Origin of the sequence: Clostridium liquoris, from assembly GCF_002995785.1 — a bacterium.
In the GTDB taxonomy this organism is placed as follows: Bacteria; Bacillota; Clostridia; order Clostridiales; family Clostridiaceae; genus Clostridium_AO; species Clostridium_AO liquoris.
The window spans coordinates 22,841-46,500 of the sequence record NZ_PVXO01000032.1; the positions used below are offsets into that span (position 1 = coordinate 22,841).

At 31.8% G+C, this 23,660-nt stretch carries 21 protein-coding genes; 19 read left to right on the plus strand and 2 right to left on the minus strand.

Translation table 11 applies throughout. The features are described 5' to 3' along the window. Positions 1-26 precede the first annotated feature (26 nt). The 6 genes from CLLI_RS05390 to proC all read left to right on the plus strand — a co-directional run bounded on the left by CLLI_RS05390 (position 27) and on the right by proC (position 6,273). Positions 27-1,031 (plus strand): ABC transporter permease, encoded by a 1,005-nt coding sequence (locus CLLI_RS05390; RefSeq protein ID WP_106063211.1) that lies wholly within the window; start codon positions 27-29, stop codon positions 1,029-1,031. A gap of 22 nt (positions 1,032-1,053) precedes the next feature. Beyond that, the gene (gene nikC / locus CLLI_RS05395) at positions 1,054-1,944 is read left to right on the plus strand and encodes a nickel transporter permease (RefSeq protein WP_106063212.1); all 891 of its coding nucleotides are present in this window, start codon (positions 1,054-1,056) and stop codon (positions 1,942-1,944) included. Between the two features lie 12 nt (positions 1,945-1,956). Beyond that, a complete protein-coding gene (locus CLLI_RS05400; protein ID WP_106063213.1) occupies positions 1,957-2,934 on the plus strand; it encodes an ABC transporter ATP-binding protein in 978 nt (325 codons plus the stop codon). 1 nt (position 2,935) lies between these two features. Continuing rightward, complete coding sequence (locus CLLI_RS05405; RefSeq protein ID WP_106063214.1) at positions 2,936-3,913, plus strand: ABC transporter ATP-binding protein; 978 nt, start codon at positions 2,936-2,938, stop codon at positions 3,911-3,913. A 100-nt stretch (positions 3,914-4,013) separates the two neighbouring features. Then, positions 4,014-5,300, plus strand: a complete 1,287-nt coding sequence (locus CLLI_RS05410; protein WP_106063215.1) for a glycoside hydrolase family 18 protein — start codon at positions 4,014-4,016, stop codon at positions 5,298-5,300. Positions 5,301-5,463: 163 nt separating this feature from the next. Beyond that, the gene (proC, locus tag CLLI_RS05415) at positions 5,464-6,273 is read left to right on the plus strand and encodes a pyrroline-5-carboxylate reductase (protein WP_106063216.1); all 810 of its coding nucleotides are present in this window, start codon (positions 5,464-5,466) and stop codon (positions 6,271-6,273) included. A 128-nt stretch (positions 6,274-6,401) separates the two neighbouring features. Here proC and abc-f read toward each other — a convergent pair whose 3' ends face one another. Next, on the minus strand, positions 6,402-8,315 hold the full coding sequence (gene abc-f, locus CLLI_RS05420; protein WP_106063217.1) for a ribosomal protection-like ABC-F family protein: 1,914 nt from the start codon (positions 8,313-8,315) through the stop codon (positions 6,402-6,404). A gap of 217 nt (positions 8,316-8,532) precedes the next feature. Between abc-f and CLLI_RS05425 the strand changes: the two genes are divergently transcribed. The 11 genes from CLLI_RS05425 (at position 8,533) to CLLI_RS05475 (ending at position 20,643) form a co-directional block, all read left to right on the plus strand. Then, positions 8,533-9,162 carry a redox-sensing transcriptional repressor Rex gene (locus CLLI_RS05425; protein WP_106063218.1) on the plus strand — a complete coding sequence of 210 codons (630 nt, stop codon included), beginning with the start codon at positions 8,533-8,535 and terminating at the stop codon, positions 9,160-9,162. A 276-nt stretch (positions 9,163-9,438) separates the two neighbouring features. Next, entirely contained in the window at positions 9,439-10,218 is a 780-nt protein-coding gene (locus tag CLLI_RS05430) for a short-chain-enoyl-CoA hydratase (protein ID WP_106063219.1), read from the plus strand. Between the two features lie 13 nt (positions 10,219-10,231). After that, positions 10,232-11,371 carry an acyl-CoA dehydrogenase gene (locus CLLI_RS05435; protein WP_106063220.1) on the plus strand — a complete coding sequence of 380 codons (1,140 nt, stop codon included), beginning with the start codon at positions 10,232-10,234 and terminating at the stop codon, positions 11,369-11,371. A gap of 18 nt (positions 11,372-11,389) precedes the next feature. Then, on the plus strand, positions 11,390-12,169 hold the full coding sequence (locus CLLI_RS05440; protein ID WP_106063221.1) for an electron transfer flavoprotein subunit beta/FixA family protein: 780 nt from the start codon (positions 11,390-11,392) through the stop codon (positions 12,167-12,169). 17 nt (positions 12,170-12,186) lie between these two features. After that, entirely contained in the window at positions 12,187-13,194 is a 1,008-nt protein-coding gene (locus CLLI_RS05445) for an electron transfer flavoprotein subunit alpha/FixB family protein (protein ID WP_106063222.1), read from the plus strand. Positions 13,195-13,305: 111 nt separating this feature from the next. Next, the gene (locus CLLI_RS05450; RefSeq protein WP_106063223.1) at positions 13,306-14,154 is read left to right on the plus strand and encodes a 3-hydroxybutyryl-CoA dehydrogenase; all 849 of its coding nucleotides are present in this window, start codon (positions 13,306-13,308) and stop codon (positions 14,152-14,154) included. A gap of 373 nt (positions 14,155-14,527) precedes the next feature. After that, on the plus strand, positions 14,528-15,418 hold the full coding sequence (locus CLLI_RS05455; protein WP_106063224.1) for a sulfide/dihydroorotate dehydrogenase-like FAD/NAD-binding protein: 891 nt from the start codon (positions 14,528-14,530) through the stop codon (positions 15,416-15,418). Next, a complete protein-coding gene (gene gltA / locus CLLI_RS05460) occupies positions 15,418-16,809 on the plus strand; it encodes an NADPH-dependent glutamate synthase (RefSeq protein WP_106063225.1) in 1,392 nt (463 codons plus the stop codon). Before CLLI_RS05455 ends, gltA begins: the two co-directional genes overlap by 1 nt. Positions 16,810-17,016: 207 nt before the next feature. Continuing rightward, the gene (locus CLLI_RS05465) at positions 17,017-17,937 is read left to right on the plus strand and encodes a DNA-3-methyladenine glycosylase family protein (RefSeq protein WP_106063226.1); all 921 of its coding nucleotides are present in this window, start codon (positions 17,017-17,019) and stop codon (positions 17,935-17,937) included. Between the two features lie 223 nt (positions 17,938-18,160). Beyond that, positions 18,161-19,648, plus strand: a complete 1,488-nt coding sequence (locus CLLI_RS05470; protein ID WP_106063227.1) for a 4Fe-4S dicluster domain-containing protein — start codon at positions 18,161-18,163, stop codon at positions 19,646-19,648. Between the two features lie 257 nt (positions 19,649-19,905). Continuing rightward, on the plus strand, positions 19,906-20,643 hold the full coding sequence (locus tag CLLI_RS05475) for a TVP38/TMEM64 family protein (protein ID WP_106063228.1): 738 nt from the start codon (positions 19,906-19,908) through the stop codon (positions 20,641-20,643). 17 nt (positions 20,644-20,660) lie between these two features. On the opposite strand, the gene CLLI_RS05480 is transcribed toward CLLI_RS05475, so the two are convergent. Beyond that, positions 20,661-21,296, minus strand: a complete 636-nt coding sequence (locus tag CLLI_RS05480) for a TIGR01906 family membrane protein (RefSeq protein WP_106063229.1) — start codon at positions 21,294-21,296, stop codon at positions 20,661-20,663. A 338-nt stretch (positions 21,297-21,634) separates the two neighbouring features. Between CLLI_RS05480 and CLLI_RS05485 the strand changes: the two genes are divergently transcribed. Together CLLI_RS05485 and groL are read left to right on the plus strand one after the other, a co-directional pair. Beyond that, on the plus strand, positions 21,635-21,907 hold the full coding sequence (locus CLLI_RS05485) for a co-chaperone GroES (RefSeq protein ID WP_106063230.1): 273 nt from the start codon (positions 21,635-21,637) through the stop codon (positions 21,905-21,907). A gap of 55 nt (positions 21,908-21,962) precedes the next feature. Next, the gene (gene groL, locus CLLI_RS05490) at positions 21,963-23,594 is read left to right on the plus strand and encodes a chaperonin GroEL (RefSeq protein WP_106063231.1); all 1,632 of its coding nucleotides are present in this window, start codon (positions 21,963-21,965) and stop codon (positions 23,592-23,594) included. Positions 23,595-23,660 lie beyond the last annotated feature (66 nt).

Consider the following 23,660-nt stretch of genomic DNA (forward strand, 5'->3'; position numbering starts at 1 on the left):
TAATAATAAATTGAGGGGGTAAGGCTATGCTGAAATATATATTGAAGAGATTAGCATTATTAGTACCAGTTATAATTGGAGTATCTGTGTTGGTGTTTTTAGTAATGCATGTTTTTACTACGGATCCTGCTAGTATTATATTGGGGCAGCATGCTACAGCAGAGCAGGTAGAAAAGCTAAGGGAAGAATTAGGGTTAAATAAACCTTTATATGTACAATATTTTATGTTTATGAAAGGTGTTCTCCATGGAAATTTTGGAAACTCTCTAATAACAAAAACTTCTGTAACAAATGAAATATTATCCAGATTCCCGGCTACTATTGAATTAGCGCTGGTAGCTATAATTATTGCTTCAATTTTTGGAATACTAATGGGCATACTTTCGGCAGTAAAGCAAAATTCTATAGTTGATTATATAAGCATGTTTGTTTCACTAATTGGTGTTTCAATGCCTATATTTTGGCTTGGACTTATGCTTATAGTTTTGTTTTCTGTTAAACTTCATTTGCTTCCCGTATCAGGAAGAATAACTATAGGTATGGAACCTATTCATATTACAGGACTTTATTTGATAGATAGCCTGGTTTCGGGGAATATGGCGGCTTTTAAGGATAGCTTAAAACATTTAATATTACCATCCATCGCATTAGCATCATATTCTACAGCAATTATAGCTCGAATGACTAGATCTACTATGCTAGAAATTATACAACAAGATTATATTAGAACTGCAAGAGCAAAAGGATTATTTGAAAAAACAGTTATATTAAAGCATGCTTTAAGAAATGCTTTAATACCAATTACTACAGTTATAGGACTTCAGCTAGGTTCATTATTAGGAGGAGCGGTGCTTACTGAAACTGTATTTTCATGGCCTGGGGTAGGAAGCTATACAATAGATGCCATTTTAAAATCAGATTATCCAGTGGTGCAAGGAGCTGTTATGATATTTGCTACGGTTTTTGTATTGGTAAATTTAGTTGTAGATTTATTATATGCGTATTTAGATCCAAGAATAAAATACTCCTAGAAGGGAAAAGGGAGGTATATATATGTATGCTGATATAGAATTAAATACTAATGTTAATGAAAAGAAAACAAGATATAAACTTTTTAAAAATGTATTAAATATGTTAATTAAAAATAAAGCTGCTTTAATAGGATTAATAATTATTTTCCTGCTAATAATTGTAGCTTTATTCGGAAAATTTTTCATGCCATATGACCCTTATGTAGGAGAATTATCTCAGAGTTTGCAGGCACCATCGGCTGCTCATATATTTGGAACAGATGAACAGGGGAGAGATATTTTAAGCAGAATTATCGATGGAACTAAGATATCTTTGAGGGTTGGTGTTACGTCTGTAGCTGTTGCTTTAAGTATAGGGACAGTTATAGGGTCTATTGCTGGATATTATGGTGGAAAAATTGATATGCTTTTAATGAGAATAATGGACATAATTTTAGCATTTCCATCACTTCTTTTAGCAATAGCTTTTATGAGTGTTTTAGGTAGAGGAATAGATAAGGCTGTTATTGCTATAAGCATTGTAACTATACCGGAATATGCCCGAATAGTAAGGGGTTGTATATTAACTGTTAAGGAAAATGAATATGTTCAGGCGGCTAGAGTTATAGGAAATAAAGATAGTACTATAATATTTAAGCATATATTGCCTAATGTAATGTCGCCTATAATAGTACGTGCTACTTTAGGTATATCAACTGCTATTCTTGAAACCTCATCTCTTGGTTTTTTAGGATTAGGAGTTCAGCCGCCGTTGGCTGAATGGGGAAGTATGCTTGGAGCGGGAAGAGGGTATTTTTATAATGCTCCTCATATAGTTTTATTTCCAGGCATAGCCATTACAATTACTGTTTTGGCCTTTAATTTATTTGGAGATGGTCTTAGGGATGCTTTAGATCCTAAACTTAGAAAGTAGGGGTGAAATTATATGCTGCTTGAAGTTAAAAATTTGAAAACTCAATTTAAAACAGAGGAAGGCATAATAAATGCAGTTAATGGAGTTAATTTTAATATAGACAAAGGCGAGGTATTAGCAATTGTTGGTGAGTCAGGAAGTGGTAAAAGTGTTACATCCCTATCTATTATGGGACTTATAGAAAGTAAAGATAGGGAAGTTGTAAATGGAGAAATTATATTTAAGGGTGAAAATCTTCTAAAAAAGAATAAAAAAGAAATGCAAAATATTAGAGGAAATGAAATTTCTATGATATTTCAAGAGCCAATGACATCACTAAACCCTGTATTTACCATTGGAAAGCAGATTACAGAGGTTATTATAAGACATGAGAATGTATCCAAAAAAGAGGCAGAAAAAAAGGCTGTAGAGATGTTAGAGCTAGTAGGTATACCATCTCCTGAAGAAAGAATAAAGGACTATCCACACCAAATGAGCGGGGGTATGAGGCAGCGTGCAATGATTGCAATGGCATTGATTTGTAATCCTGAATTGCTTATTGCTGATGAGCCTACAACGGCATTAGATGTAACTATTCAAGCTCAAATATTAGATTTAATGTTAAAACTTAAAGAAAAATTAGGCACAGCAATTTTACTTATAACTCATGATTTAGGGGTTGTAGCTGAAGTAGCTGATAGAGTAGCAGTAATGTATTGTGGGAAAATAGTTGAAAGCGGAACAGTGGAAGAAATATTTGAGAAACCTCTACATCCTTATACTGAAGGACTACTAAAATCAATACCCAAAATTGAAGATGAGTGTGAAAAATTATTTATGATACCTGGTATGGTCCCAAATCCACTAGAAATGCCAAAGGGATGTGCATTTAGTACAAGATGCAGTAAATGTAATCAGATGTGTATTAATGATGAGCCGCCTATATTCGGAAAAGATGGAAGAAGTGTTAGATGTTTTCTATATGCTAATAAGAATAGGGGGGTAATGTAATATGGAAGCTTTAATGGAAGTCAGAAATTTAAAAAAATATTTTCCTATACAATCAGGTATTTTCGGTAAAACCAAAAGCTATGTAAAAGCAGTAGATGACATTAGTTTTGATATATATAAAGGGGAAACATTAGGGTTAGTTGGTGAATCAGGATGCGGAAAATCTACTACGGGAAGAATGCTGGTGGATTTGTTGGAACCAACAGAGGGTAAGGTACTGTTTGATGGTACAGACATAAGAGAATTAAAAAAAAGAAGCAGAAAGGAATTAAGCAAAAATATACAGATAATATTTCAAGACCCCTATGCTTCATTGAATCCTAGAATGACAATAGGAGAAATAATTGGAGAACCTATGCTTGTAAATAAAATAGCTAAAGGCGAAGAATTAGAAAAGAGAGTTCTAAGACTATTAAATTACGTAGGACTTGCAAGCTACCATAAGGATAGATATCCACATGAATTCAGTGGTGGACAAAGACAAAGAGTGGGAATAGCTAGAGCTATTTCTGTTAATCCAAAACTTATAGTATGTGATGAACCAGTATCTGCATTAGATGTTTCTATACAGGCACAGGTTTTAAACTTGCTTCATGATTTGCAAAATGAATTTGATTTGACTTATTTGTTTATTGCCCATGGATTAAATGTAGTAAAGCATATTAGTAACAGAGTTGGGGTTATGTATTTAGGTAAATTGGTAGAAATTGCAGATGATAAAAGCTTATATAGTTCACCAAAGCATCCCTATACACAGGCTCTGCTGTCTGCTATACCTGTACCTGATCCTAAAAAGAAAAAAGAAAGGATTATATTAAGCGGAGATGTACCTAATCCAATAAATCCACCTGAAGGCTGTAGATTTCATACTAGATGCAATAAATGTATGGAAATATGCAAGGTAAAAGAACCCAAAATAATAAATTTAGAAAATAATCATAAGGTAGCATGTCACTTGTACAGCAATTCTAACCTGTAGAAAAGTTGGTATTAAAAAGAATAAATTTTTTAATTTTAAGAACCAAAATAAAATATATGCATATAATAATTATGGTAATATTTAAAAGAAGGTAAATTTATTGAGTATTTATGTGGTTAGACCAGGAGATTCTGTGTGGTCAATTGCTAGAAACTTTGGGGTTACTCCGGAAAGTATTATTGATGCTAATAAACTTGGGAGTTCCCCTGAATTAGTTATAGGTCAAACTCTTGTTATTCCATCAAGAGAAAGGGCTTATAGAGTACAGGTAGGAGATACTATTTGGTCTATTTCAAGAAAGTTTGGGGTTTCGCCAGAGAGCATTGCAACATTGAATGATATTCAAAGCCCATATATAATTTATCCGGGACTAGTAATAAGAATTCCTGAAAAGTCAAAAAATTATGGGTATCTCGAAGTGAATGCATTTATTCAACCTTCTACACTAGAAAAAGAAAAGAGGGTTTTAGGCGAAGCTATAGAGTACTTAACCTATGTTACACCTTTTAGCCATCATGTAACTGCTGATGGAGGGCTGACATCTTTAAATGATGACACCATATTACAGGTGGCAAGGGATAATAAGGTTGCTGCACTTATGTCTGTCACTAATATATCAGGAGATAACTTTGATACTCAGCTAATTGATAATATTTTGAACAATGATCAGCTTCAAAGCACCTTAATAAGTAATATATTAAACCTCATAAAGAGTAAGGGATATTATGGAGTGGTGGTAGATTTTGAAAGAATTTCACCAGAAAATAGAGAAAAATATAATAACTTTTTAAGAAAATTAGTAGATGCATTACATCCAAATTATATTGTGGTAACTGCTTTAGCACCAAAGACTTATGATGTTACTACTGGATCTTGGCATGGAGCACATGATTATAAGGCTCATGGAGAAATAGTAGATTTTGTTATAATTATGACCTATGAATGGGGCTGGTCTGGTGGTCCTCCTATGGCGGTAGCACCACTAAATGAAGTTAGGAATGTAATTAATTATGCAGTATCAGTTATACCTCCTAAGAAAATCATGATGGGGGTGCCGCTATATGGTTATGATTGGACTCTGCCATACATGCCAGGAGGAGCATTTGCTGAAAGTATTGGAAATCAAGAGGCTATTCATAGAGCTGGTAGATATGGTGCAATTATAAAATATGATGTAAAAGCTCAATCTCCTTATTATAGTTATGTAGATGAAAAGGGAAGACAACATATAGTATGGTTTGAGGATGCTAGAAGTGTAGAGGCCAAATATAAATTAGCCAGTGAGTATAATTTAAGAGGAGTGAGCTATTGGGTATTAGCACAACCTTTCCCGCAGAATTGGCAGGTATTAGATAATATGTTTAATATAACGAAGGTAATTAAATAGTAAATATTAAATAATAAAGAATAGATAAGGTTGATTTTTTTTCATTGGCATTACAAAAAATCCTCAATATTTATTCTTTATTATTTATGCCATAAAAATAGTGATATAATAAAGTAACAAATTAATTTAAACAAAATTCTGTTTTATTGTTGGAGGGATACAGATGAAAAAAAATATAGGTGTTATTGGGTGTGGAAATATGGCCCAAGCCATAATAGGCGGTATAGTAGCTTCTAATATATTACCAGGTGAAAAAGTTTTAGTAAGTGATACAGATGAGAAAAAATTAAACTACATTAAAGATAAATTAAATGTAAAAGTTACAAAGGATAATAAAGAAATAGCTGCAAATTCTGATATTATTATATTAGCTATAAAACCTAATGTACATGATCAGGTTATAGGAGAAATTAAGGATTGTGTAAAAGATGATGTGGTTATTGTTACTATTGGTGCAGGTATAACTATAAATTACATAGAAAAAGCTTTTAATAGAGATATAAAAGTCATAAGAACAATGCCAAATACTCCTGCTCTAGTTGGAGAAGGAATGGCAGCTTTATGCTACAATAATATAGTTAGCAAAGAAGAAATTGAAGAGGTAGTAAGTATTTTTGAAAGCTTTGGTAAAGTGGAGATAATCAGTGAAAAGCTTATGGATGTAGTGCCTGCAGTAAGTGGATCATCACCAGCTTATGTTTATATGTTTATAGAAGCTTTAGCAGATGGTGCTGTATTAGACGGTATGCCAAGAGATAAGGCATATAAAATGGCGGCCCAGTCAGTTTTAGGAGCAGCTAAGATGGTTTTAGAAACAGGGGAACATCCAGGTGCGTTAAAGGATAAGGTATGTTCTCCAGGAGGAACTACAATTGAAGCTGTATACTCCTTAGAGATGAGTAATTTTAGAGGTGCAGTAATTCAAGCTATGAGAAAATGTACAGAAAAAACAATAAAAATGTCTGGAAAATAGCTGTAAGCTAGGGAACGTAGATAGATTTGTGTAAATACAAATTATCTACGTTCTCGTAAGCTATTTTTGAGATAAAAGTGAAGGGTGCGAATTTTTTACATGTACTCTTCACTTTTTTTATTTATTGTTTATAGTAGGCCTTCCCATTGAGTATAAAGTTCCTCTAACTCTTTTTCTACATTTAAAATTTCTTTATTTACTTCTTCACTTTTTTGTGGGTCAGAATATATTTCCTCAAGACATAATTTTTTTTGCAATTCCACTAGGTAACTTTCCTTATCAGCTATTTCATCTTCTATAGATTTAATTTTTAATTTTTTTTCTTTTTCCAGCTTTTCAGCCTCTCTTTTTTTCTTTTTTTCCTGGTGAATTTGAGTTTTAGTTTTTCCTTCTTGTTCTTCCTCATGAATAAATCTATGAGGATTTTTCTTTTTTTCAATATAATAACTGTAGTTCCCTAGATATTCCTTTGCTTCATCCTCTTTTAACTCATATATTTTATCTATTACCTTATTTAAGAAATATCTATCATGGGATATAACTAAAACTGTACCATCGTACTCTAAAATAGCATCTTCCAAGGCTTCACGAGACATTATATCTAGATGATTAGTAGGTTCATCTAGCAGCAATAAATTCGATTCGGATAGCATAAGTTTAAGAAGATTAATTCTACATTTTTCCCCACCGCTCAATTTGCAGATAGGCTTAAAAACATCATCTCCTTTGAATAAAAATGCCGCCAATGAAGTCCTGATTTCTGTAGTAGTCATATTAGGAAAGTCATCCCAAACTTCATCTATTATAGTTTTATCACCATTCAAATCTGACTGTTCCTGATCATAATATCCAATAAATACATTTTTACCTAGAACTTTTATTCCACCATCCGATTCTATTTTATCCATAATGATCTTAAATAAAGTTGTTTTGCCTCGACCGTTTTCGCCAATTAAAGCTACTTTTTCTCCTCTTTTTATATCAAAACTAATATTGCTAAAGAGATGTTTATCTTCAAAGCTTTTACTTAAATTTTCAATATGAAGCACATCATTACCGCTAGTAATTGATGTTTTAAATTTTATTTTTGCTCCATTAGGATCTTTATCAGGGGATTGTAGTCTTTCAATTTTATCTAGAGTCTTTTGTCTGCTTTCTGCAGCTTTTATACTTTTTTCTCTGTTAAAAGATCTGTATCTTTCTATTATTTCTTCTTGCCTTTTTAACTCCTCTTGTTGTAAATTATAGGCTTTTAATTTATTCTCATAGTCTTTCTTTTTAAATTCAATAAACTTTGTGTAATTTCCGTCATAAAAAGATATATGAGAGTTTAGTAATTCCATGGTTTTATTTGTTATAGCATCAAGGAAGTATCTGTCATGAGATATTATGACTATGGTACCTTTATAACCCTTTAGGTATTCTTCCAACCATTCAATAGCTTCTAGGTCAAGATGGTTAGTAGGCTCATCTAAAAGTAAAATATCTGGATTATTAAGTAAAAGTTTGCAAAGGGCCACTCTGGTTTTTTGACCGCCGCTTAATATATTTATTGATTTATTGTAGTCACCCTCTGTAAAACCTAAGCCTTTCAATACTTTACTTATCTCACCTTTATAGGTATATCCACCTCTGTTATTATATAATTCCGTATATAAGGTATAGTCTTTAATTATTTTATCGTGATAATCAGCTTTAGAAGCATCATAAGGTTCATTCAATTTCATTTCCAAATCTACAATTTTGTTTTCCAAATCTATAATCTCATTAAATACAGAAAGCATTTCTTCATAAATAGTATTATTAGAATCCAGTGATAAATGCTGTGAAAGATAGCCTAGTTTTTTATTTTTATCTATAAATAATTCACCGCTATCATAATCTAATTGATTTGTTAATATTTTAAACAATGTAGATTTACCTGCACCATTTGGACCGATTAGTCCTACTTTATCCCCTTCATTTATACTAAAGGTTATATTTTCTAAAATCACATTTATTCCATAGTTTTTATTTAAATTTTTACAACTTAAAATTGTCATATTAAGAATTCACCTCTTTACTCTTACTATTTTACTATGGAAAGTTATAATTTTGTAGTAAAAGTTTTAATTTGCTATATAATAACAATATGTATAATAATAAATTATTTTACATTATAAATTATTATCATGTATTCAGTGGTATGAAAAGTAATAATATGATAAAATATAAAATTGATGTTATATTAATATTAAAATTAGCATAAGAGGTGTAGTGATGGACAAGAATAAGAATATTTCAATGGCAGTTATAAAAAGATTGCCAAAATACCATAGATATTTAGAAGAACTTTTAAAAAATGATGTAGATAGAATTTCATCTAAAGAATTAAGCAAAAAAATAGGCTTTACAGCTTCTCAAATAAGACAAGATTTTAATTGTTTTGGAGATTTTGGACAACAAGGCTATGGGTATAATGTAAAAGAATTACATGAACAGATAAGCAATATTTTAGGGCTTACCAGGGAATATAGTATTGTAATTGTAGGTGCAGGTAATATAGGTCAAGCTGTAGCTAATTATTCAAATTTTGAAAAACTTGGATTTAAACTTAAGGCTATATTTGATATAAATCCTAAGCTTGTAGGAATAAAAATAAGAGATATTGAAATAGAAGATATAGATACCCTAGAAAATTTCTTAAAAGACAATAGTATAGATATAGGAGTAATATGTGTACCTAGCAGAAGTGCCCAAGATGTATGCAATATTCTAACTAAAAATAAGGTAAAAAGTATATGGAATTTTGCGCCTGTAGATTTAAGTGTACCAGAAGGTGTATTTACAGAAGATGTTCATTTAAGTGATAGCTTACTCACATTAAGTTATTTAATGCATCAAAGCTAATTCGAAGAAACTTGCAATATAAGATCATATGACTTTAAGGTTAATTATTTATTTATCCTTAAAGTTATATTTTTATCCAAGAGTGTATTTTACAATAAAGTTTATTTTAATGATGAAATAAATTAAAAATTATAAAAGTATACAAAGTTTGTTGTTGAAAATTAAATCGTTAGAGTATATAATAAAAATGTTGGCAGGAGTATTTTATTTTTTATTGCGCTTTGTTATAATATTAACAAAATGCTATAAAATATTATTAGGGAGGAACATGTTATTATGGAATTTAAAAACGTTATCCTTGAAAAGAATGGCAATATTGCCATCGTAACTATTAACAGACCTAATGCTTTAAATGCTTTAAATTCAGAAACTTTAAAAGAATTAGATATAGTAGTTGACACATTAGCAAATGACGATGAAATTCTAGCAGTTATACTTACTGGAGCAGGAAAAGCTTTTGTTGCTGGGGCAGATATAACTGAAATGAAAGATTTAAATGCAGTCCAGGGAAGAAAATTTGGCATTCTTGGAAATAAAGTATTCAGAAAGTTGGAAACTTTAGAGAAACCAGTTATCGCAGCTGTTAATGGATTTGCATTAGGTGGTGGATGTGAAATTTCTATGGCTTGTGACATAAGAATAGCATCAAAGAAGGCTAAGTTTGGACAGCCAGAATCTGGTTTAGGAATTACCCCAGGTTTTGGAGGGACTCAAAGACTTTCAAGACTTGTTGGAATGGGAATGGCTAAACAGTTAATTTATACTGCGGAAATGATTAATGCCGACGAAGCTTTAAGAATAGGACTTGTAAATAAAGTTGTAGAACCAGAAAAATTAATGGATGAAGCTAAAGAAATGGCTAAGAAAATAGCTAATAATGCACCAATCGCTGTAAAGCTTTGTAAATCAGCTATAAACAAAGGAATGCAGTGTGATATAGATACAGCTATAGCATATGAATCAGAAGCATTTGGTGAATGCTTTGCTACTGAAGATCAAAAAGAAGGTATGACAGCATTTGTTGAAAAAAGAGATAAATGCTTTAAAAATAGATAGGAGGTAAGAGTAAATGAATTTTGCATTAACTAGAGAACAAGAATTTGTAAAACAAATGGTTAGAGAATTTGCTGAAAATGAAGTTAAACCAATAGCAGCAGAGATTGATAAAACTGAAGAATTCCCTATGGAAAATGTTCAAAAGATGGCTAAGCTTGGAATGATGGGAATACCATTTCCAAAAGAGTATGGTGGAGCTGGCGGAGATGTGTTGTCATACATACTAGCAGTTGAAGAATTATCAAAAGTTTGTGGAACAACAGGTGTTATTCTTTCAGCACACACTTCATTATGTGCTTCATTAATATATGAACACGGAACAGAAGAACAGAAACAAAAGTATTTAATTCCACTTGCAAAAGGTGAAAAATTAGGCGCATTTGGATTAACTGAGCCAAATGCTGGTACAGATGCTGCAGGACAGCAAAGTCTAGCTGTAGATATGGGAGATTACTATCTATTAAATGGTTCAAAAATATTTATCACTAATGGTGGAGTAGCAGATACTTTCGTAGTATTCGCTATGACTGATAGAAGCAAAGGTGTTAAAGGAATATCTGGATTCATACTTGAAAAAGGAATGCCAGGATTCTCCATTGGTAAAGTTGAAGATAAATTAGGAATTAGAGCATCATCAACAACAGAGCTTATATTTGAAGATGTTAAAGTTCCAAAGGAAAACTTAATTGGAAAAGAAGGAAAGGGTTTCGGTATAGCAATGAAGACTCTTGATGGAGGAAGAATTGGTATAGCAGCTCAGGCTTTAGGAATAGCTGAAGGTGCTTTTGATGAAGCTAAAAACTATATGAAAGAAAGAAAACAATTTGGAAGAAAGCTTCACAAATTCCAGGGATTAGCTTGGATGATGGCCGATATGGAAGTATCTATTGAAACAGCAAGACTTTTAGTTTATAAAGCTGCTTGGAAGAAACAGAATAAGATGCCATATACTGTAGATGCAGCTAGGGCAAAATTACATGCAGCAAATGTTGCTATGGATGTAACAACAAAAGCTGTACAGTTATTCGGTGGATATGGATATACTAAGGATTATCCAGTAGAAAGAATGATGAGAGACGCTAAGATTACTGAAATATATGAAGGAACCTCACAGGTTCAGCAGATGGTTATTTCAGGAAACATATTTAAATAATAAGGAGGGTTCGCGTAAATGAATATAGTTGTTTGTTTAAAACAAGTTCCAGATACTAACGAAGTTAAAATAGATCCAGTTACAGGAACTCTTATTAGAGAAGGTGTTCCATCTATAATAAACCCAGATGATAAAAATGCATTAGAAGAAGCATTGAGATTAAAAGATGAAAATGGTGCAAAGGTTACTGTCATAAGCATGGGACCTCCACAGGCTGAAGTTGCTTTAAGAGAATCTTTAGCTATGGGAGCAGATGAAGCTATATTAATATCAGACAGAGCATTTGCTGGAGCTGATACATTAGCTACATCAAGAGCATTAGCCGCAGCAATTGAAAAATTAGATTACGATATCGTATTTGCTGGAAGACAGGCTATTGATGGAGATACAGCTCAGGTTGGACCAGAAATAGCTGAACACTTAAATATTCCACAGGTAACTTACGTTGAAGAAGTTAAAGTATGTGGAAAAGAATTAGTAGCTAAGAGAGCATGGGAAGATGGATATGAAAATATCAAAGTTCAAATGCCAGTTCTTTTAACAGCTATAAAAGAATTAAATGAGCCAAGATATATGAATGTAGGGTATATCTTTGGAGCATTTGATAAAGAAGTAAAAGTTTGGAATGCAGATTTTTTAGGAGTAGATAAATCCCTTCTTGGACTTGCTGGATCACCAACAAAAGTTAAGAAGTCAGTTACTAAAGAAGCTAAGGGCAAGGGAGAAATAATTAATCAACCTGCAAAAGAAGAAGCAGCGTATGCAGTTTCAAAATTAAAGGAAAAACACTATATCTAATATAGGAGGGATTTGGAATGAATATAGCAGATTACAAAGGTGTATGGGTATTTGCTGAACAGAGAGACGGACATTTACAAAAAGTTGCTTTGGAACTTTTAGGAAAAGGTAGAGAAATAGCAGATAAAATAGGAGTAGAGTTAACAGCTATACTACTTGGAGATAATATAGATGAAATTGCAAATGAATTAGTTGCTTATGGTGCTGATAGAGTATTATATGCTCATAATCCATTATTAAAGCATTATACAACTGATGCATATACAAAGGTTATTTGCGATTTGGCAAAGGAAAGAAAACCTGAAATAATTCTTGTTGGTGCTAGCTTCATTGGAAGAGATTTGGGACCAAGAGTATCAGCAAGATTAGGCACAGGGCTTACAGCAGACTGTACAGCACTCGACACAGAAGAAGGAACTAACCATCTTTTAATGACAAGACCAGCATTTGGTGGAAACTTAATGGCTACAATTATGTGTACAGAACATAGACCACAGATGTCTACAGTAAGACCAGGAGTTTTTGAAAAATTAGCTAAAGATACTTCAAGAAAAGGCAAAGTAGAAAAGATAGCTGCTAAAGTAGAAGCTTCAGACATAAGAACTAAGGTAGAGGATGTTGCAAAAATTGCTAAGAACATAGCAGATATCGGAGAAGCAGAAGTGTTAGTATCCGGCGGCAGAGGACTAGGAGATAAAGAAAACTTCGGAATGTTAAAAGAGTTAGCAGATTTAATGGGAGGAAGCATAGCTGGTTCAAGAGCTGCTATAGATAGTGGTTGGTTAGATAAAGCTTATCAGGTAGGACAGACAGGAAAAACTGTTAGACCTAAAATCTATATAGCTGTTGGTATATCAGGAGCTATTCAGCATTTAGCTGGGATGCAGGATTCCGACTTTATAATAGCTATAAACAAGGATGAAAGTGCTCCAATTATGCAGATTGCTGACCTTGGAATAGTAGGAGATTTCAAAAAAATAATTCCTGAATTAATAGCCCAAATAAAAGTTGCTCAGGCAGAATAATTAAGATTTAAAATACATGTTTGCATCTTTTAAGATACGAACATGTATATTTTAATATAATTTATGTACATTATATTAATGTAAAAAGTTATTATAGGAGGGTTACATAAAATGAAAAAGGTATGTGTACTTGGTGCAGGAACAATGGGAGCAGGAATAGCTCAGGCTTTTGCTGCAAAAGGATATGAAGTTGTTTTAAGAGATATTAAAGATGAATTTGTTGAAAGAGGACTAAATGGAATCAACAAAAGTTTATCAAAATTAGTTACTAAGGGCAAAAAGACTCAGGAAGATATGGACAATATTCTTTCAAGATTAACAGGAACAGTAGATATAAACATGGCTGCTGATTGCGATTTAGTAGTTGAAGCTGCTGTTGAAAGAATGGATATTAAGAAGGAGATATTTTCAGAATTAGATAGAATCTGTAAGCCAGAAACTATATTAGCTTCAAATACTTCATCACTTTCAATAACTGAAATAGCTGCTTCCACAAAGAGACCAGATAAAGTTATAGGAATGCATTTCTTCAATCCAGCTCCAGTTATGAAGCTTGTTGAAATAATCAAAGGAGCGAATACTTCACAGGAAACTTTTGATGCTGTTAAAGAAACATCAATAGCAATTGGAAAGGATCCAGTAGAAGTTGCAGAAGCTCCAGGATTCGTTGTAAACAGAATATTAATACCAATGATCAATGAAGCAGTTGGTATTTATGCAGAAGGTATAGCTTCAGCTGATGATATTGACAAGGCTATGATGCTTGGTGCTAATCATCCAATGGGACCTTTAGCTTTAGGAGATCTTATAGGATTAGACGTATGTCTTGCAATCATGGATGTATTATATAATGAAACTGGAGACTCAAAATACAGGGCTCATCCATTATTAAGAAAATATGTTAGAGCTGGTTGGTTAGGAAGAAAGTCCGGAAAAGGATTCCACAACTACGCAAAATAGTTTTAAAAAGTCATTGGGGTTTCCCAATGACTTTTTTCATGTATCTGTTGTATTATAGGTGGTGAATTTTCATGGCTTATGTAGAAAATAATTTTAAATTATGATTGGATTTAGACGAAGTTAAAGAAGTAACAAAAATTAATTGTGAAAAAATTAATAATGATTATATATGTTCCCTTAGGTAGATTTTTAAAATTAAATATTTAATTTACAAAAAACTCTCTTAATTTTTTATCAAGGGAGTTTTCTGCAGGTTTCAGATTATTTTTTAATATTTAATATTATAATAAGGTTGATAATTCATATACAGTTTATATATAATAAATATTATATATAAGAAGAAATATTTCTTTGAAGATACGGAGGAAAAGAAATGTATAAAATTGTAGAAAAAAAAATATTAGCTCCGAATATTTATTTAATGGATGTGGAAGCTCCAAGAATAGCTAAGTCAGCACAACCAGGACAATTTATTATAGTAAGAGCTGATGAAAAGAGTGAAAGAATACCTCTTACAATTTGCGATTATAATAGAGAAAAAGGAACTATAACTATAGTATTTCAGGTAGTAGGCAGTTCCACTATGAAGATGTCCAAATTGGAAGCAGAAGATTACTTTCAGGATTTTGTAGGACCATTAGGACAGCCTTCAGAATTTATACATGAAAACATAGAAGAATTAAAGAAAAAAAGTATTGTTTTCGTAGCAGGAGGGGTAGGTACAGCACCAGTATACCCTCAAGTAAAATGGCTTAATTCATTGGGTATAAAAGCAGATGTAATAGTTGGAAGTAAATCAAAGGAATTTTTAATTCTAGAAGAAGAGATGAGAAAAGAAGCTGGAAATTTATACATTACCACTGATGATGGTTCTTATGGAAATAAAGGATTAGTAACAGAAGTATTAAAGAATTTAATAGAAAATGAAAATAAAAAATATGATGTAGTAGTGGCTATAGGACCTATGATTATGATGAAATTCGTAGCAAAGCTTACAAAAGAATATGGTATAAAAACAGTAGTTAGTTTAAATACTCTAATGGTAGATGGTACTGGTATGTGTGGAGCTTGCAGAGTAACTGTAGGAGGCCATACTAAATTTACATGTGTAGATGGGCCTGAATTTGATGGACATTTAGTAGATTTTGAAGAAGCTATGAGAAGACAGACAATGTATAAAACAGAAGAAGGGAAACAATTTCTAGAACAGCAAGAAAGAGAAGAAGGTCATATATGCCATGTAGGACTTGGAGGTGAAAAGTAATGGATAGATTAAAAAAGACACCTGTTAAGGAACAAGATGCACATGAAAGAATAAAAAACTTTAATGAAGTATCTTTAGGATATTCGGAAGAAGAGGCAGTTAATGAAGCTTCAAGATGCCTAAATTGCAAAAATCCCCTTTGTGTATCTGATTGCCCTGTATCTATAAGTATTCCAAAATTTATTCAATGTATAAAAGAGAGAAATTTTAAAAAAGCGGCGGAAATAATAAATGAGGCAAGCTCCCTTCCAGCCATATGTGGTAGGGTATGTCCTCAGGAAACTCAATGTGAAGGAAAATGTATATTAGGTATTAAGGGAGAGCCAGTATCTATTGGAAAACTTGAAAGATTTATTGGAGATTGGTCAAGGGAAAATAATATAGATTTATCAATAAAGTGTGAAAAGAAAAATAAGAAGATTGCTGTAATAGGCGGTGGACCAGCTGGACTTACTTGTGCTGGAGATTTAGCTAAAATAGGTTATGATGTTACTATATTTGAAGCTCTTCATGAGCCAGGCGGAGTTTTGGTTTATGGAATACCTGAATTTAGATTACCAAAGGACACAGTAGTTAAACATGAAATAGAAAATGTAAAAAAATTAGGAGTAAAAATCGAGACAGATGTAATTATAGGTAAAACTGTAACCATAGATGAACTAATGGAGGAAGAAGGATTTAGTGCAATATTCATTGGTTCAGGAGCAGGACTCCCTAAATTTATGGGCATACCAGGTGAAAACTATAATGGGGTATTTTCAGCTAATGAATTTTTAACTAGGAACAATTTAATGAAAGCCTTTAGAAAAGATTATGATACGCCAATAAAAGTAGGAATGAAAGTAGCTGTTGTTGGCGGAGGAAATGTTGCTATGGATGCTGCTAGAACTGCAAGAAGACTAGGAGCAGAAGTTCATATAGTGTATAGAAGATCTGAAGAGGAGCTTCCAGCAAGAAAAGAAGAAATTCACCATGCCAAAGAAGAGGGAATAATCTTTGATCTTCTTACAAACCCAGTAGAGATATTAGCTGATGAAAAAGGCTGGGTAAAAGCTATGAAATGTATAAGAATGGAATTAGGGGAACCAGATGCATCAGGAAGAAGAAGACCTATTGAAATAAAGGATTCAGAATTTATAATGGAAGTAGATACAGTTATAATGTCTTTAGGCACTTCTCCAAACCCTCTTATAGCTTCAACAACTAAAGGATTAGAGGCAAATAAATGGGGATGCATTTGTGCTGATGAGGAAACTGGAATAACTTCTAGAGAAGGTGTATTTGCCGGTGGAGATGCGGTAACAGGAGCGGCTACAGTTATTCTTGCTATGGAAGCTGGTAAAAAGGCTGCTAAGGCTATAGATGAATTATTAATGAAAAAAAAGAAATAATAAAAAAAGATTGCTAAGCAACTTTTTTAGAGTACAGAGCAAAGAGTACAGATAAGGGGAATTTTTCTCCATTTACATTATGAAAAATTTTTAAATTAAAGCTTTTCTGTAGTGTTAAGGTCAGAAAAGCCTCAATATCTGTACTCTGTACTCTGTTATCTGTGCTCTTAAAAAATGTTTCACATTTTTGAAAAGGGGTGTTACTAAATGGATTTTGATTATGTTGAAGAATCAATACAGAATGGAGTTAAATCAGTAAAAATAAAAAATGTAAAAAACTTTGAATTGGCTCATATATTTGAATGTGGTCAGTGCTTTAGATGGAATGAGCAAGAAAATGGTAATTATATTGGAGTGGCCTTTGGAAAGGTTATAGAGGTAGAAAAAAGAGATAATGATGTAATAATATATAATACTGATGAAAAAGAATTTAGCCAAATATGGGTAAATTATTTTCATTTATATAGGGATTATTCAGAAATTAAAAGTATACTAAGTAGGGATGAATTATTAAAAAAATCCGTAGATTTTGGATATGGTATTAGACTGTTACAACAGGAACCTTTTGAGTTAATAGTATCTTTTATAATATCAGCTAATAATAGAATACCTATGATAAAAAGAGCTATAGAAAATATAAGCAAAAAATGGGGAGAACCAATATTATATAAAGGTAATACCTATTATAGCTTCCCAACAATAGAAAGGCTTAATAAGGCAACACAAGAGGAATTAGAGGCATGCAGTACTGGATTTAGAGCTAAATATATAAAGGATACTGTGGAGAAAATACATAATAACATAAATCCTGATTCTAATGAATATAATAAATTATTTGATATAAACTGGATTAAAGATCAACAAGATGATATATGTCATAATGCTCTTCAAGGTTTTATGGGCATAGGACCTAAGGTAGCAGATTGCATTATGTTATTTTCTATGGGAAAATATTCAGCTTTTCCGGTGGATGTTTGGGTAAAAAGGGCTATGCAGCATTTTTATTTAGCACCTGATGTATCATTAAAAAAGATAAGAGATTTTGCAAGAAATAAATTTGGAGAGTTATCGGGTTTTGCCCAGCAATATTTATTTTATTATGCAAGAGAAAATCATATTATAATATAAAGATTTGTATTAAGGGAGTGAAAATTGAAGCTATATTTATATAATGTAGATAAATGTATAAATTTATCTAAAAAAAGATTAAAAATATGTATTAATTTTTTTTGAGTTTCTGTTATAATAGTATATGTTAAGAATTTAACGAGGTTAGCAAACTGTACTAATATAAAAAGTAATGTATTTCAAAATTGAATTACTTTTTAGAAAATTAGGAGGAATTTAAATAATGATAACATTTGAAACTCAATTAAAAAAATTAAAGTATCTTGTGCTAAAAGAAGTAGCTAAAATGGCATTAGAAAATAGACTTAATAAAGAGGAATTAGATAAGATTCCTTTTGAAATAATTAAAGGCGATAAGGCAGAATATAGATGCTGTGTTTATAAGGAAAGGGCTATAGTATATGAAAGATCCAAGCTTGCAATGGGTTGCTTACCGAATGGTCAAGTGGCTGATGAATTTGTAAATGTTGAAGATGATGATCAAATTATTTATGTAATTGATGCAGCTTGTGATAAGTGCCCAATAAACAGATTTGTGGTTACGGAAGCTTGTAGAGGATGTATACAGCATAAATGTATGGAGGTATGTCCAGCAGGAGCCATAACAAGAGCAGCAGGCAGAGCATATATAAACCATGAAACCTGTAAGGAATGTGGATTATGTAAAGAAGTATGTCCTTATAATGCTGTAGCAGAGGTTATGAGACCTTGCAAAAGGGTATGCCCAACTGGTGCTTTGGAAATGAATCCTAAGGATAGCAAAGCTAGAATAAATAAAGAAGAATGTGTGAACTGTGGAGCTTGTATGGGTGCTTGCCCTTTTGGAGCAATATCCGATAAAAGTTTTATAGTTGATGTAATCCGTGCTTTAAAGGATAAGAAAAATGTATATGCAGTGGTAGCACCATCTATAACAGGTCAGTTTGGATCTAATGTAACTGTAGGACAAGTAAAAGCGGCATTTAAGAAAATGGGATTTAAGGATATGATTGAAGCTGCTTGTGGAGCTGATGCTGTAGCAGTTCATGAAGGAAATGAATTTATAGAAAGAATGGAAAAGGGAGATAAATACATGACAAACTCCTGCTGTTCAGGATTTTTGAATTATATAGAAAAGAAATTTCCTGATCAGATTGAAAGGGTTTCAGGTACGGTATCACCAATGATTGCAGCAGGTAGAATGGTTAAGAGTATGGACAAAGATTCAGTGGTGGTATTTGTAGGCCCATGTACTGCAAAGAAAAATGAAATCAAAAGGGATAGTATAAAGGATGCAGTAGATTATGTTATGACTTTTGAAGAGATTACTGCTCTTATGGGGGCCTTTGGTATAGATGCTGAAGAGTGTGAAGCAATAGCAACAGACGATGCTTCAATATTTGGAAGAGGTTTTGCTCAAGGCGGTGGAGTTATAGCTGCCATTCAAAATTATATGAAGAGCAAGGATACAGAAATAGAATTTAAACCAGTTAGAGCAAGTGGATCAGCTGAAATAAAGAGAACAATGATAATGGCTAAGGTAGGAAGACTTTCAGGAAACTTTATAGAGGGCATGATGTGTGAAGGAGGATGTATAGGGGGACCAGCTGCTATGGTGCCTATTATGAAATCAAGATCACAGCTATTAAGATTTAGCAAAGAATCTACCAAAAAAGATGTAGTAGACAATGAAAATTTAAAGAAATATGATGGATTAAATCTGGAAAGATAATATATGTTTGGGAAATTAACAATAAAGATTATAACAAAGCCTTGCAAAATGCAAGGCTTTTGCTATTTTTTTAACATATAAAAAAAGTTCCCATTATTTTTAAATTTTCATTAACAAAGCCCATAAGTTGTGTTTTATTATTGACTTTATCCAGTATAAAATGCAATATATAATATAATAATGTAATTTTTAGTATGGTATTTAAAAAAGCTAAACGCAAATACTAACTGTATATTAACAGTGTTAAGGGAGAAGATATGATAAGAAGATTATGGCATAAGTCTAAGTACTTTTTTGGAAAACTAAATAATTATTTGTCAAAATATAAAGGATATATAATTTTAGCTATTTTTTCTTTAGTATTTATTTATATTGGATACGAATATTTTCTTAAATATTTTTCTATACTTAGAGATCCTAATAAAATAAAAAGTGCTATAATGGCTTATGGTAAATATAGCGTTTTTGCTTTTCTTGTATTACAAATAATACAAGTTATAGTATTTTTTATACCAGGAGAAATAATACAAGTGGCTGGAGGGTATATATTTGGAACTATTTATGGTAGTATAATATCATTAATTGGAATAACTTTGGGAGGAATAATAGTATATCTTATATCAAGTCTATATGGAAAACCCTTTGTTAGAAAAGTTATATCCCAAAAACAACTTAAGTTTTTTAACAAGATTTTAAGGTTTGGAAGCATAAATTATGTGGTGTTTCTTTTATATTTAATACCAGGTATACCTAAAGATGCTTTGGCATATATATGTGGCATATCAGATATTAAATTTAAAAATTTTGTAATTTATTCAACAGCAGGAAGAGTACCATGTATATTTATATCGGCTTATTTTGGAGCTAAGATTACTTCAGGAGATGTATCAGTATTAATTACTATTGCTGTAGTTATGACAATATTGTTTGTAATTGGAGTATTAAAGGGAGAAAAAATTATAAGAAATTTATTAGGAAAAGGAAATGACAGTTAAATATAGGGGGAGCTAATTTAAAATTCAGAGCCATTTTTATATATAACAATAGATACTAAGCTAAAAAATATCATAAATATAGTAATTGACATAGCACAGTGTAGAAAAAAATACTGAGGTAACATTCTAATAACAGGATCCTTATCAATATCAAAAATCCAATAATCATTTCTAAAAAATAGTCTATGAAATATGGTAAACGTAGTGTTAAAGTTTATAGAAAAAAACGTTAAAAGCAGTATAGGCATAAATAATAGCAATCCACTTAAATATTTAAAAAGAGAAAAATCTTTGAATTTTAGGGAATAATAAACTCCTATTGAGGATATAAAAATGCTTATGTAAAATAAATAATCCATTTTTATAAATATGTTTTTTACTTCATAAAAATGAATCTTACCTTCTGAAGATGATGGCAAAGTAGGCATATTAAATTCAATATTTTGTCTAGAAGTTATAAAGTTTATTAGATAGTTATAATTTGCCTTAATGTCAGTGACATTAAATCCAGATTCATTAGGTATGTTTAAATAGTTTATATCAAAATAGTACAGCTGTTTATTATTCACTGTTAATTTAACTGAAAGTATTATAAAAAAAAGTGTAAAATTAACTACTAATAAAGTCTTTGATAATAATTTTAACTTATTCATAATATATATACTCCTTGGGAATATTAATATATGTTTTATGGCAAGTATTATATAGTTAAATTATAGCGGTTTATTTTTTTTTGTAAATATAAATATTTGTTTTATTATGCTATAAAGTAAAATAAAGAAAAGTGTAGCAATATAATAATTTAATTAGTTAAGTGGATATAAATGAATGTAATGGCTATAAAGTAGTAAATAATCCATTCTTTTAAGGTTGATATTATACATACTATTATTTATTATAATTGTATCAGCACTCATGGTCAATGAGTGCTAACAACAAAATTACTATATAATATAAAATATATTTTAAAATACATTAAGGAGGGGTTTAAATGAAAGTTAGACCACTTGGAGACAGGATTGTCATTAAAAGAATTGAAGTTGAGGAAACTACAAAAAGCGGAATAGTTCTTCCAGGAGCAGCAAAGGAAAAACCACAGGAAGCTAAGGTAGTAGCAGTAGGACCAGGTACAGCTGAGATTAAGATGGAAGTAAAAGAAGGAGACAGGGTGTTATTCTCAAAATATGCAGGTAATGAAGTTAAACTTGATGGTATTGATTATACAATACTAAAACAAGAAGATATATTAGCTGTATTAGAATAATTTAGTTTTTAAAACATTAAATTTAACATGAACATATATAGAGGAGGTAATTTAAATGGCTAAGAGCTTATTATTTGGTGAAGATGCAAGAAGATCTATGCAAAAGGGTGTTGATAAACTTGCTAACACAGTTAAAGTTACACTTGGACCAAAGGGAAGAAATGTTGTTTTAGATAAAAAATTTGGTGCACCACTAATTACTAATGATGGTGTTACTATAGCAAAAGAAATAGAATTAGAGGATTCATATGAAAATATGGGCGCTCAGCTTGTAAAGGAAGTTGCTACAAAGACTAATGATGTAGCAGGAGATGGAACAACTACAGCTACATTGTTAGCTCAGGCTATAATGAGAGAGGGACTAAAGAATGTTACAGCTGGAGCAAATCCAATGTTGGTTAGACGTGGAATAAAGATGGCTGTAGATAAAGCAGTAGAAGAAATTAAAAAAATATCAAAACCCGTTGAAGGTAAAGAAGATATAGCAAGGGTTGCTGCTATTTCAGCTGCTGATGAAGAAATAGGTAAGCTTATATCTGATGCTATGGAAAAGGTAGGTAATGAGGGCGTTATCACTGTAGAAGAATCAAAAAGTATGGGAACAGAATTAGATGTTGTTGAGGGTATGCAGTTTGATAGAGGATATTTAAGCGCATACATGGTTACTGATTCAGAAAAGATGGAAGCTGCATTGGATGACCCATATATATTAATTACTGATAAAAAAATATCAAACATACAAGACTTATTACCATTACTTGAGAAAATTGTTCAGCAGGGTAGAAAACTATTAATAATAGCTGACGACGTAGAAGGAGAAGCATTAGCTACACTAGTTGTTAACAAATTAAGAGGAACATTTAATTGTGTAGCAGTTAAAGCCCCAGGATTTGGTGATAGAAGAAAAGAAATGCTTCAAGATATAGCAATTCTTACAGGTGGAGTAGTTATATCAGAAGAATTAGGAAGAGATTTAAAAGATGTTACATTAAATATGCTTGGAACAGCAGAATCAGTAAAGATTACAAAGGAAAATACTACTATAGTTAATGGCAGAGGATCCAAAAAAGAAATCCAGGATAGAGTAAATCAGATAAAAGCTCAGATAGCAGAAACTACTTCTGATTTTGATAGAGAAAAATTACAAGAAAGACTTGCAAAAATTGCAGGTGGAGTAGCTGTAGTTAAAGTTGGAGCTGCTACTGAAACTGAATTAAAGGAAAGAAAGTTAAGAATAGAAGATGCTTTAGCAGCTACAAAAGCAGCTGTTGAAGAAGGTATAGTTCCAGGTGGTGGAACAGCTTATACTATGATAATTCCAGAAATCGAAAAGTTAACTTCAGATGTAGCTGACATCAAACTTGGTATAGATATAATAAGAAAAGCTCTTGAAGAACCAGTAAGACAGATAGCTTACAATGCAGGAGCAGAAGGTTCCATTGTAATTGAAAAAGTTAGAAACGGTGAACCAGGTATTGGATATGATGCACTACATGATTGTTATGTAAACATGATTAAAGTTGGTATAGTTGATCCAACTAAGGTTACAAGATCAGCATTACAGAACGCTGCATCTGTTTCCGCAACATTCTTAACAACAGAAGCTGCTGTTGCTGATATTCCAGAAAAGAATAGTACTCCAGCACCAGGAGGAGCACCAGGAATGGGAGCAGAAGGAATGTACTAAAAAAGTGCAAACCACTTTTTAGTGAGTGGAAAGAAAAATATGAAGAAAAGGGAACAGTAATTTTGT

What these genes read in the sequence shown, in the direction of transcription:
- CLLI_RS05390 (WP_106063211.1), top strand. Translation starts at nt 27, where the DNA reads ATGCTGAAATATATATTGAAGAGATTAGCATTATTAGTACCAGTTATA.
- nikC (WP_106063212.1), top strand. Translation starts at nt 1,054, where the DNA reads ATGTATGCTGATATAGAATTAAATACTAATGTTAATGAAAAGAAAACA.
- CLLI_RS05400 (WP_106063213.1), top strand. Translation starts at nt 1,957, where the DNA reads ATGCTGCTTGAAGTTAAAAATTTGAAAACTCAATTTAAAACAGAGGAA.
- CLLI_RS05405 (WP_106063214.1), top strand. Translation starts at nt 2,936, where the DNA reads ATGGAAGCTTTAATGGAAGTCAGAAATTTAAAAAAATATTTTCCTATA.
- proC (WP_106063216.1), top strand. Translation starts at nt 5,464, where the DNA reads ATGAAAAAAAATATAGGTGTTATTGGGTGTGGAAATATGGCCCAAGCC.
- abc-f (WP_106063217.1), bottom strand. Translation starts at nt 8,315, where the DNA reads ATGACAATTTTAAGTTGTAAAAATTTAAATAAAAACTATGGAATAAAT.
- CLLI_RS05425 (WP_106063218.1), top strand. Translation starts at nt 8,533, where the DNA reads ATGGACAAGAATAAGAATATTTCAATGGCAGTTATAAAAAGATTGCCA.
- CLLI_RS05430 (WP_106063219.1), top strand. Translation starts at nt 9,439, where the DNA reads ATGGAATTTAAAAACGTTATCCTTGAAAAGAATGGCAATATTGCCATC.
- CLLI_RS05435 (WP_106063220.1), top strand. Translation starts at nt 10,232, where the DNA reads ATGAATTTTGCATTAACTAGAGAACAAGAATTTGTAAAACAAATGGTT.
- CLLI_RS05440 (WP_106063221.1), top strand. Translation starts at nt 11,390, where the DNA reads ATGAATATAGTTGTTTGTTTAAAACAAGTTCCAGATACTAACGAAGTT.
- CLLI_RS05445 (WP_106063222.1), top strand. Translation starts at nt 12,187, where the DNA reads ATGAATATAGCAGATTACAAAGGTGTATGGGTATTTGCTGAACAGAGA.
- CLLI_RS05450 (WP_106063223.1), top strand. Translation starts at nt 13,306, where the DNA reads ATGAAAAAGGTATGTGTACTTGGTGCAGGAACAATGGGAGCAGGAATA.
- CLLI_RS05455 (WP_106063224.1), top strand. Translation starts at nt 14,528, where the DNA reads ATGTATAAAATTGTAGAAAAAAAAATATTAGCTCCGAATATTTATTTA.
- gltA (WP_106063225.1), top strand. Translation starts at nt 15,418, where the DNA reads ATGGATAGATTAAAAAAGACACCTGTTAAGGAACAAGATGCACATGAA.
- CLLI_RS05465 (WP_106063226.1), top strand. Translation starts at nt 17,017, where the DNA reads ATGGATTTTGATTATGTTGAAGAATCAATACAGAATGGAGTTAAATCA.
- CLLI_RS05470 (WP_106063227.1), top strand. Translation starts at nt 18,161, where the DNA reads ATGATAACATTTGAAACTCAATTAAAAAAATTAAAGTATCTTGTGCTA.
- CLLI_RS05475 (WP_106063228.1), top strand. Translation starts at nt 19,906, where the DNA reads ATGATAAGAAGATTATGGCATAAGTCTAAGTACTTTTTTGGAAAACTA.
- CLLI_RS05480 (WP_106063229.1), bottom strand. Translation starts at nt 21,296, where the DNA reads ATGAATAAGTTAAAATTATTATCAAAGACTTTATTAGTAGTTAATTTT.
- CLLI_RS05485 (WP_106063230.1), top strand. Translation starts at nt 21,635, where the DNA reads ATGAAAGTTAGACCACTTGGAGACAGGATTGTCATTAAAAGAATTGAA.
- groL (WP_106063231.1), top strand. Translation starts at nt 21,963, where the DNA reads ATGGCTAAGAGCTTATTATTTGGTGAAGATGCAAGAAGATCTATGCAA.